This window comes from bacterium, from assembly GCA_040755795.1.
In the GTDB taxonomy this organism is placed as follows: domain Bacteria; phylum UBA9089; class CG2-30-40-21; order CG2-30-40-21; family SBAY01; genus JBFLXS01.
In genome coordinates this window covers 1-9409 of sequence record JBFLXS010000136.1, presented here as the reverse complement: position 1 = coordinate 9409, position 9409 = coordinate 1, and the positions used below count along the sequence as shown (strand labels likewise).

The 9409-nt window shown below is 36.6% G+C and carries 12 protein-coding genes; all 12 read right to left on the bottom strand.

Annotated features, from left to right (window positions below):
* Positions 1 to 77: 77 nt before the first annotated feature.
* Positions 78 to 299 (bottom strand): hypothetical protein, encoded by a 222-nt coding sequence (locus AB1414_10075; protein MEW6607779.1) that lies wholly within the window; start codon positions 297 to 299, stop codon positions 78 to 80.
* Between the two features lie 242 nt (positions 300 to 541).
* Complete coding sequence (locus AB1414_10070; GenBank protein MEW6607778.1) at positions 542 to 1033, bottom strand: MGMT family protein; 492 nt, start codon at positions 1031 to 1033, stop codon at positions 542 to 544.
* Positions 1034 to 1155: 122 nt separating this feature from the next.
* Entirely contained in the window at positions 1156 to 1635 is a 480-nt protein-coding gene (locus tag AB1414_10065) for a cupin domain-containing protein (GenBank protein MEW6607777.1), read from the bottom strand.
* Between the two features lie 204 nt (positions 1636 to 1839).
* The gene (locus tag AB1414_10060; protein MEW6607776.1) at positions 1840 to 2421 is read right to left on the bottom strand and encodes a DJ-1/PfpI family protein; all 582 of its coding nucleotides are present in this window, start codon (positions 2419 to 2421) and stop codon (positions 1840 to 1842) included.
* A complete protein-coding gene (locus tag AB1414_10055; GenBank protein MEW6607775.1) occupies positions 2418 to 3197 on the bottom strand; it encodes a methyltransferase domain-containing protein in 780 nt (259 codons plus the stop codon). The genes AB1414_10060 and AB1414_10055 overlap by 4 nt, the downstream gene beginning before the upstream one ends.
* A 54-nt stretch (positions 3198 to 3251) precedes the next feature.
* Entirely contained in the window at positions 3252 to 4007 is a 756-nt protein-coding gene (locus AB1414_10050) for a class I SAM-dependent methyltransferase (protein MEW6607774.1), read from the bottom strand.
* Positions 4004 to 5362, bottom strand: coding sequence for a hypothetical protein (locus AB1414_10045; GenBank protein ID MEW6607773.1), 1359 nt, complete (start codon positions 5360 to 5362; stop codon positions 4004 to 4006). The genes AB1414_10050 and AB1414_10045 overlap by 4 nt, the downstream gene beginning before the upstream one ends.
* Before the next feature lie 117 nt (positions 5363 to 5479).
* The gene (locus AB1414_10040) at positions 5480 to 5611 is read right to left on the bottom strand and encodes a hypothetical protein (GenBank protein ID MEW6607772.1); all 132 of its coding nucleotides are present in this window, start codon (positions 5609 to 5611) and stop codon (positions 5480 to 5482) included.
* 33 nt (positions 5612 to 5644) lie between these two features.
* Positions 5645 to 6778 carry a radical SAM protein gene (locus AB1414_10035; GenBank protein ID MEW6607771.1) on the bottom strand — a complete coding sequence of 378 codons (1134 nt, stop codon included), beginning with the start codon at positions 6776 to 6778 and terminating at the stop codon, positions 5645 to 5647.
* 2 nt (positions 6779 to 6780) lie between these two features.
* On the bottom strand, positions 6781 to 7554 hold the full coding sequence (locus tag AB1414_10030; GenBank protein ID MEW6607770.1) for a DNA alkylation repair protein: 774 nt from the start codon (positions 7552 to 7554) through the stop codon (positions 6781 to 6783).
* 278 nt (positions 7555 to 7832) lie between these two features.
* A complete protein-coding gene (locus AB1414_10025; GenBank protein MEW6607769.1) occupies positions 7833 to 7973 on the bottom strand; it encodes a hypothetical protein in 141 nt (46 codons plus the stop codon).
* Positions 7974 to 8335: 362 nt separating this feature from the next.
* Positions 8336 to 9187 (bottom strand): universal stress protein, encoded by an 852-nt coding sequence (locus AB1414_10020; protein ID MEW6607768.1) that lies wholly within the window; start codon positions 9185 to 9187, stop codon positions 8336 to 8338.
* Between the last annotated feature and the right edge of the window lie 222 nt (positions 9188 to 9409).

The window sequence follows — 9409 nt, the reverse complement described above, 5'->3', positions numbered from 1 at the left end:
CCTAACCCCAATGTTTATAATATGTTACATATACCTACCTCACCTCCTAAACACCCCTAAAATCTACCTTCTTACTATTATAACCCCTTGATTTTACTGGAGTTAATAGGTCCAACCCTCTTTATTTGGTAAGCTTCTTCTTCTACATCAGCTATCTTCATCAATATCTCACTGCACTTCTTTCCATCGTGTTTTACTGCATTCTTGCATAACTTAATTATTGACTCTCCTGACTCTTTGAATAATCCTCCTGCTTCTACCCATCCCGGCTCATTGTATTTATTACCTAGTTTTTTCAACCTACTAAAACGTAGTGTATCGGAACATGAACTTTATTATACAAATCTGAGTAATAGTGCAGGAAGTACATATCTAGTGCACCAGCCATAACCGGCTCACCCTTGTCAATTGATTCCTTAATCTTCTGAAATTGGCAGTAGGAAATATTCGTACTTTCCCCCTTTCCAGGTTAGTATGTCATATAATCCATTGATGTAACATGTCGCTTCATATTTTGCATGTGGCAGGCTCAGCAATCTTCTCATATTAGTCTCTCCTTAAAGTCTTTTACATAGTATTTCTTGCCTCTTTTAATAACACTATGCCCTTCTTTCTCCAGAAGTTTTTTCTGTCTTTCTGCCCCACATGAGTATTTCTGATTTAGTTCGCCGGTATTTTTTATCGTTCGCCAGTAAGGCATATCACTATTGGTTTCTTCTGCAGCGTTAGCAGCGGTTATAACGAAGATGCCAGTAGTTAGTGTGCAGCAATACTTCGTTTTGTGTTTTTCGGCTAACTTCTTGCAAATTCCATCTAAGGTGATGAGTTTTCCTTCTGGCACTTTCTTCATTATCTCGTTCACTTCTAATGGCGGTGCCAACACCACACTGTCACCAGGTTTCGCACCCATCTTTTCTAATGCCCTTGTGCAGGGAAATTTAGGGTCAAATTCTAGTATTTTGGGAAAATTCTTGCTATCTTCTAATTTTTCTTTCCAAGATTTGCGTTTTTTAGACATGCTCATTTTATACATCTTTGTATCCTCTCTCACTCATAGCCAGCAATTTTGCCCAACGGCTGGGCGTATTTGGGCGAAAAGGTGCAAAGCACCGCAGCCAGATACGCTCTCTGTTAGGCGAAGTTGTTATCCTCTTATTAGGGTTCGTATAGACGTTGTTCATGAGTATCACATCTTATCTCTATAAGCTCTTTGCTTAAGCATGTATGAAAAGAAATAACCACTATCTCACTCTCTTTAGGATAAAATTCATGAGGCATATTTTTGTCTATAATACACCAACATTCATCATTCTTTGGATTAAATAATTTCAACTCCTTATATTGCTTGTTAATTTTGACCCTTCCTTTTCCATCAACCATTACCGTATGTTGAATGCTATTAGGGTGATAATGAGCAACAGATGGAAAATTCCTCTTAAGAACAAATACCCAGATAGATTGAAATTCTGGTGGAAGTCTATCTTTAAGATTGTTTATTTCTATTGTCCTCCAGGCAAATGGCTCAGTTGATTTTTGAATCTGCACTTTGAGTTTCATGATAATCTTTTTAACATCTGGTTCTTCCAGTAATATTTTAGTTGCTTCAGCTAAATCCTTCAAATAATCCTTTTTCATATGGTTTCACCACCTATCAGCAATTTCGCCTAACTCGTTCATAGATGACCCCTGCCGGTTTTTGCCCCAATTTGGGATGATAGACATATTGTGCGGATATACTGATTTATAAAAAAGATGCAAAATAACAAGCTTTTTTCATCTCTTTCCACATCATAACCAGTATATCATACGCCAGGGTAAAAGTCATCAATTCTTCAAACATTAAAACCCCATCCACTTCTTCACCTTTTCACAGTTTTCTTTTGAGGTTAGCATTTCTAATAATGTGAACGCGACATTTAGGACAGTTGCTGGCGAGGAAGAGGTAATAATATTCTCATCTACAACCACATCCTGATTAAGAACTTTCACTCCAAATTTTGCCAATTGTTTTCTTCTAATTCCATCAAGTAAATGATATGTTGTGGCTCTGCGACCTTTTAAAATGCCACTTTTCCCTAATGGTAAAGCACCTACGCATATTGAGGCTATAATCTTCTTTTCTTCATCAAAATTTCTAATCAATTCAAGAAAATCTTCACTATAGGCGTCTTCATAGAATCCTGCCTTTTCAAAACCCCCAGGAATGGCTAAGGCATCATAATCCTTCACCTTAACCTCAGCTATCTGAATTTCAGGGATGACGGTAAAATTCCAGGTGCCTTTTATTTCAGGTCGCCTCCCAACGGTAGTTACTCCAACAGGAATATAGCCATAAACCCTACTCCAGCCTAACACATCGGTAAAAACACTGGCTTCATATTCTTCAAAACCATTGGATAAAAAAAGTAATACCTTCTTCATAATTTTTCTGCTTCAACCTCCAGTCTCATCATTTGAAGATGAATAAGCCCCTCGTTGTCTGGTGGATAATCTTTAATGTATTTATCCACTATCTCCCCAATAAATTCATTGCGTAGTTCTTCGGGTAACCTTTGGATATAGGGAAGCCAGGTTGTCCGAATCCATGCTACCAATCCTTTCTTTCCTTTATGGAGCATATCCTTTGGGATTAGTTCAACCCGTTTTGCCTTAAGCCCAACATCTTTCAGCCAGATATTGTATTCATCTGTTCCGTAAAAATTCCAGGGGAAAGCAAAATCAGAAAAATATCCACACCACTTTTTACTATTTACAATTGCCTCCGAAACCTCTATGATTTTGGCAGCGTTTCCTTTGCCAGCCATCTGAAGCAACACCTTTCCACCTGGCTTCAGGCTCTTTTTAATCCCACCAAGGAGGGGCAGATGGTCAATGACCCAATGTAGGGTAGAGGTAGAAAAGACGACATCAAATTCGCTAATAAAATTCATCTCTCTTGCATCCTGTAATCTAAAGCCAAGATTTTTCAAAGAAAATTTATTCTGTGCGAAATCAATCATCTCTTTAGAATTATCAATACCCAAAACCGAACCCTGTGGTAATTTTTCAGCAATTTCAGCGGTAACCTTACCATCACCACATCCAATATCTAAAACCCGCTCATTTCCTTTAAGAGCGAGTTTTGATATAAGTTCTTTTGCCCACTTTTGTTGCTCTCCAGAACTTTTATGATAATCCTCTGCATCCCATTTATACATATTTTTATCCTTTCACCAGACACACGCTGTTATACGCTGTCGGTGTTATCATCATCATTTCTTAGCTTTTCGCTTTTCTACCAAGAAATACCCTATTTCGTTTTTATACTTATACTCAAGGTTAACGAATCCTGATCGCTCCAATAAATTTATGCATTTTTCTTTAGGGAGAAACTTCCAGGCTAAAAGTGGGATCATAATAATCATTCCTATATTTCGTAATGGTTCCATTGATAGGAATTTTCCCTCTGGTCTTAAAACCCTCAGAACCTCTGACAAAAATTTAAGTCTTTTTGAATCACTCCAAAAACTATCCAGTAGACTTGCCGCAACTACAACATCAAAAGAATTATCTGGGAAAGGTATGTTGAGAGCATTTCCTGTTCTAAATTCAACCTTGTCTCTCACACCCTCAATTTCTGCATTCTTATAAGATCGTTCAAGAGAAGCATTCATAATATCCCTTCTGTCCCAGATATCAATTCCTATAGCCTTTCCTTCGTTCAAAAGATTTGCCACTCCAATAGTAGCTTTACCTAAACCACATCCTACATCTAATACATTTTCATCACCTTTCAAAGTCAGTATGTCTGATAAATCATATGGTTCATGCTGCCTACTAAAATGCATTCCCACCCAATAGCCAAGTAAGCTCCAGAGACCAAGGGCAATAACAATCATCCCTATCACTTCCAAGAGGAATATGGCAACTACTGCCCCCAAAATAATATCCACACTAACAATAAGGTGAAAGTATCCAAAGCCATAATATCCATAGTGTGGTTTTTTGTTAGCCTTCTTTTTACTCATATTTTCCCCCAATCAATGCCGATTGCATATAACTTTGCATTTTTCTTATCCAATAAGTTATGAATTTTATGAATACCGATACGAAGACCAATAATTGAAAACGGAATTAGAACACAAACATATCGATTAATTTCAAATCGAGTCAATCCGCGCATCTGTGTAAGAGTTTCCGGTACAGGTAATGGAATTCCTCCAATATCAATTATCCCTTCACCAATATGATAATACATTATTGGCATCCGCAGGGTATAAAAGAGGATTAAAGCAAAAGAGCAAAGACCAATTACTTTAAGGATAGGGTCCTTTGCGGTAATAAGAAATATAAGGCTGGGTATAAGTAATGGTGTCCAAAATAAGATCCCTGATTCTGGATGTATTAAATTGTTAAAGATATATTGCCAATTAAAACCGAATGCATTAATGTCCCCGCGCAAAATGCCAAAATACAATGGTACTTCAAACAAGGACAAATTGTAGATAACAAGAACAATAAGTGGCACTAGACCACCAAGACATAAAAACAGAAGAAATCTTATTCTTTTGGCGAAAAGAAAATATCCCATTAACAGGATTAGCAAAATGCTAAGCTCAAGCCGAGTTAAAACAAGCAAGCCAAGTATAAAACCTGAAAGAATTACATGCCAGACCTTGCTTGAACGAAAAGACAGGCATATAAATAGCAGGAAAAGAGAAGCTAATCCATAATAAGTTAAGGTTGTAAAAAGCGGCAAATCAAAAAAACTTCTCATAAACATGTGTGAGGTTACTAATGTTGCGGGTATAATAACCAGACATTTGTCTGCTGGATAATACAGCTTTAAAACCCTTGTATTAGCCCATATCCCTATGAACAAAAAGAAAAAACTGGTCAATAAAAGTGATAACGCTAATTTCCACTGATACCAGCTACCTTCCATCGGCACATAATAATCTTTAAAAAATAAATCCTTTATGAATATAGGTTGTGGTGGAACACCGATCATTTCAGAGCCTTCTATCTTTTCTGGCCTTTCCATTGAAAACTTTGGGGGAGGGAGTGCATACTCAGTGATTTTTTCTGTGGCTACAAATGGCTCAACAAATATTGTCAATAAGGAATATGGAATAAGTGATAGCAGACTATATCCTGGAGACCGCTGCTCTGCAAAATGCAGGTTTCTTACAATCGGTTTTTCTTTTTCCGGCGTCACCCATTGCAATATAGCATAATAATCTACCGAATCAGCCGCAATATTTACTTTAGTTGATGTTGCTATTAAGGCAATTAAGACACCTATAAATATAAAAAACAGAACATGGTCTATAAGATTTAATTTTCGTGAAATAGATATTTTCATATCAAATTTGTGCATCATATTCTCTCCTGTTATTATTGGACTTATATTCAATCAGCCGCAATATTGCGTATAACGGGATGCGGATAAAAGAAACCCAGCACTTTTTATCATCCCAGCAAATCTCTAAATGGCTCTTCATGAAAAACATCTTCTATTCCTCCAGAGATATAAAATACTAATAATAGCATAAATTACGATACAAATAGTAACTATATCCCAAATAACATCATAGGTAGTAGCACCAGCTTTTATAAACATAATATACATTGGAGTCCATATCACATCCATTAATCGGTTTTTTTAATTCTTTTCCAATTCCTTTCTGATAATTTTTTCTATTTCAGGGTTCACATTTCTGATTTTTTGCAAATCATCTCTTTTGGCAACATCTATAATGGACTCATTTAGGTTCTGTATATTCTGTCCTGCCCAGTGTGTATTGCTCCATGCTTTGCCAAGTATTTGGAGCTCGTAGGCTTCATTTAAAAGTTTCTCAGCAATTAGGTAATTTTCTCTTCTAAAATCATCGGGAATAAATCGTTTTATTCGGTAAGGTATTTTATGCTTTTGGCATAAGGCAAACAATTTTTTGTTTTTCCTCAGGGTATAGTTTTTCTTTGGCTCATAAGTTCCCTCATAGGAATCAGGGTTGTATTTGAATTGATAAAGGTCTTCGTATCCTTCTAAAAGCTCTGGATACATCTCTTTTAAATGTTTCAGGAACCACTTTGCTTGCATATCCCTCATCGTCATCCCCCCACCAAAGAGAATGTAATCTGCTCCTTTATTCTTTGCGTTCTCTATCATTGTTTCTAAATCATTATCCGAATCAGCCAACACAGGAACAACAGGAATGAGTAATACACCTACTTGAATATACTTTGTCTTGTCTTTTATTGTTTTGATTATATCAAATCTTATCTCTGGTGAGGGGGTTTTCTTTTCTAAGAATCTTGCTGCTTCAGAATTTAGCGTAGTAATAGTTACAGAGACACAAGCCCAATTATTTTTGCCAATATTCTCTAATAAATCCAAATCCTTTAAGACTAATCTTGATTTTGTGACAATATGCACCGGATATTTATGTTTTTCAAGAATTTCTAAACATTGTCTTGTATTCTTAAATTTTGTCTCTATTGGTTGGTAGGGGTCGCAAGTGCCTGATAATGCTACCACATCTGGCAATAGTGTCCTTGCATTAGCCAATCTTTTATCAAGCATCTTGCCTACATTCTTCTTTATAACAATGTTGTTCTCAAAATCTAAAGGCAGATGATATCTTTCGCTTCTTGAATCACAATAAACACAGCCAAATTGACAGCCATTATAAGGGTTAAGACTATATCTGTCCCAGAACCAGCTATCTATGAATTTATGTTTATTCAATATTGACTTAAATTCTTTTTCTTGATAAATAGTAGTTTTCTGCTCCATGTTTACAATAACCCTAAAATGTTTTTCTGTTCATCGTTGCTTAACTTCTTCATCCCATCTTTAATTATCCATCTTGTATCTTTGCCTGGATTTGCTTTTGCCCATTTTGTTAAAAACTTAAGCACTTCATCTGGATTTTTCTTGGTTATTTCTCTTAAAATCCATGACACTGCCTTCTTTACATCTTTGTCCTTATCTTCCATAACCAGATCAAGTAGTTCAAAAACCTTATCTGTAGTTTTAACCCTTTTATATCCTCGTAAAGTTACCACTCCAAAACGTTTAATCCATTTATTTTTGTCATTTATCCACTTTTCGGAAAGCGGCAATACAAGTTCTGGGTTCTGATAAACTATTGGCTCTACCCCACACATAGCAAGGTTGTCGCAAACAGCCCAGTTATCAATCTCGGATATAACTTTTGAAACAAAGTCCAGGCAGATTTTTGGATTCTTTGGCCCAAACCTCTCCAAGCATTTCCCCGCTATCTCTTTTGCTTCAAAAGAGCCTTCATTCCAGATAATTTCTAACAAAGGTTTTGCTTTTGCTGGTTTTTTCTGGATAAATTTCCCTATCTCAGAAGCTATTACATTTAAAACAGGAATTGGGACTCCATAAAATTTCCCTGCATCAGGAATGATTCTCTGGTAATTTTTTGTTGCCTCTTTATCCACATAGGATTTAAGGACTTCCTGTAATTCCTTTGTAAATTCCTCTGGTGTTTCTGCCTTTTCAAGTAATTTCTTTGTTCTTTCCTGGATTTGCGATTTATCCATATTCAAAACCTTCCCGTTTATTTCTTGCAAACCTTTTTCTCATCAACTTTCAAATCCTGGTCGAATAAAAGCCCTTGCTGATGGAAATACATTTTCGATTTTCCTGCGCAATCGGTCTAAATGCACAAGTATATCGAGAATATCATCTCCTTGTTCCATAATTAGACACCTTCAGGTGAATGGACAACGCTCACACCATCTATCACAATAATTATAAATACCCGAAATAAAATTTGGGTTTGCAGCAAGTTCTTTGATAGTTTCTTTATCCATAGTAATTATCCAAACCGATTAACAAAATATCCCAATAAACCACCTAATATCAAAGGCATAATGCAACCATTGCCGGGCTTTTTGAACCCTATTGCTTCTTCAGGTTTCTTATCTGCAAAATAGAAACCAACAGGTGAATATTGCATAGCCAATTTCTGCTTAAAATCTGGTGGTGTCTTAATCTAGTGTAACTATTCACCGCAGAGACGCAGAGGAACAGAGAAAACATGGAAATAAATCAGATAACAGAAAAAATTATTGGTGCAGCAATTGAATTGATCAATTTTAATGTTTCTGTTCTAAGAGATGGAATTAAGCGTATAGCCAATAGATTTTAATTTTTTCTCTGTGTCTCCGCGTCTCTGCGGTGAATAGTTACAATCTAGCATAAAGGTTAAAATAGTGTATAGGATTCTGCAAAATAGAATTTGAGGGAGATAACTGAGAGTTAGAGCTGAAATTAAATCAAAAATCAAATTTATCTTGCTTCCAATTATAGCACAAGAGATTACTTAACTACAACTACTGGACAGGGGGTATGACCACTGACTTCTTCCGTCACACTGCCCATAAGGACTCTTTTGAGTCCTGTCCTGCCGTGACTACCCATAAAAATAACATCCACTTTTTCATTTTTTGCCAATTCTGTGATGACTTTATACGCCTCACCTTCTCTGACAAAGGTTACTACCTTAATGCCATCTGCTTCTGCCTTTTTCTTTACATCATTAACAAAACCTTTGGCTTGTTGGATGAGGGTTTCTGCTACCTCTGGAGCTTCGCCATAAAATTCAGTCGGAACATCCACCACAGATACGACCTTCAATTCCCCATGGTATGATTTTGTAAAAGATATAGCCCTTTCTGTCGCTCCCTGACTACATTTGGAGCCATCAGTAGCCAGAAGGATATTTTCCCATCCCATGACAGTATCTCCTGGAATTACCAGCACATCCTTCTGAGTGTGACCTATAATACGGGCAGTAACACTGCCAACCAATATTCGCTCCATTTGCCGTAGTCCCCTTCTTCCTGCAACTATCAAATCATAGTTTTCAGTCTCTGCTAAATCAACAATCCGGTCATATATCTCACCTTCTTCGCAAATAGTCTTAATCGATACCCCTTCGGTCTTTGCTAATTCATCAGCTTGAGACAAGGCATCCTGATATGGTTTTTTCATAGAGTCCATAATATCTCCCACACTAACTAAATCAAGATCGCCTGTATATGGTGGGACAACAGAAACAACCGTTATCTCACCCGCTCCCTTCTGAACGAATTTGAATGATTCTTTTAGAGTATGCAAACTTGTTTCTGAACCATCAATTGCCACCAGTATTTTTTTATATCTTAACATCTTCGTTAACCTCCTTCTTCAATTCGCCATCCACAAATTTCCTGTATTTATTATATGCTCTCTTTCTTAAAAAGTCAAGGGGAAATTAATAGGAGGCCAGGGCAAACGCATCTAAATTCCACAATCAACTGTAGTTTATGATTTTACCAGCAGTTATAAAGCATTTAGAGCCTCCAGCCTTAAAAATGTGTTCACTCTTCTGATTTAATCAGCTTTTACGGT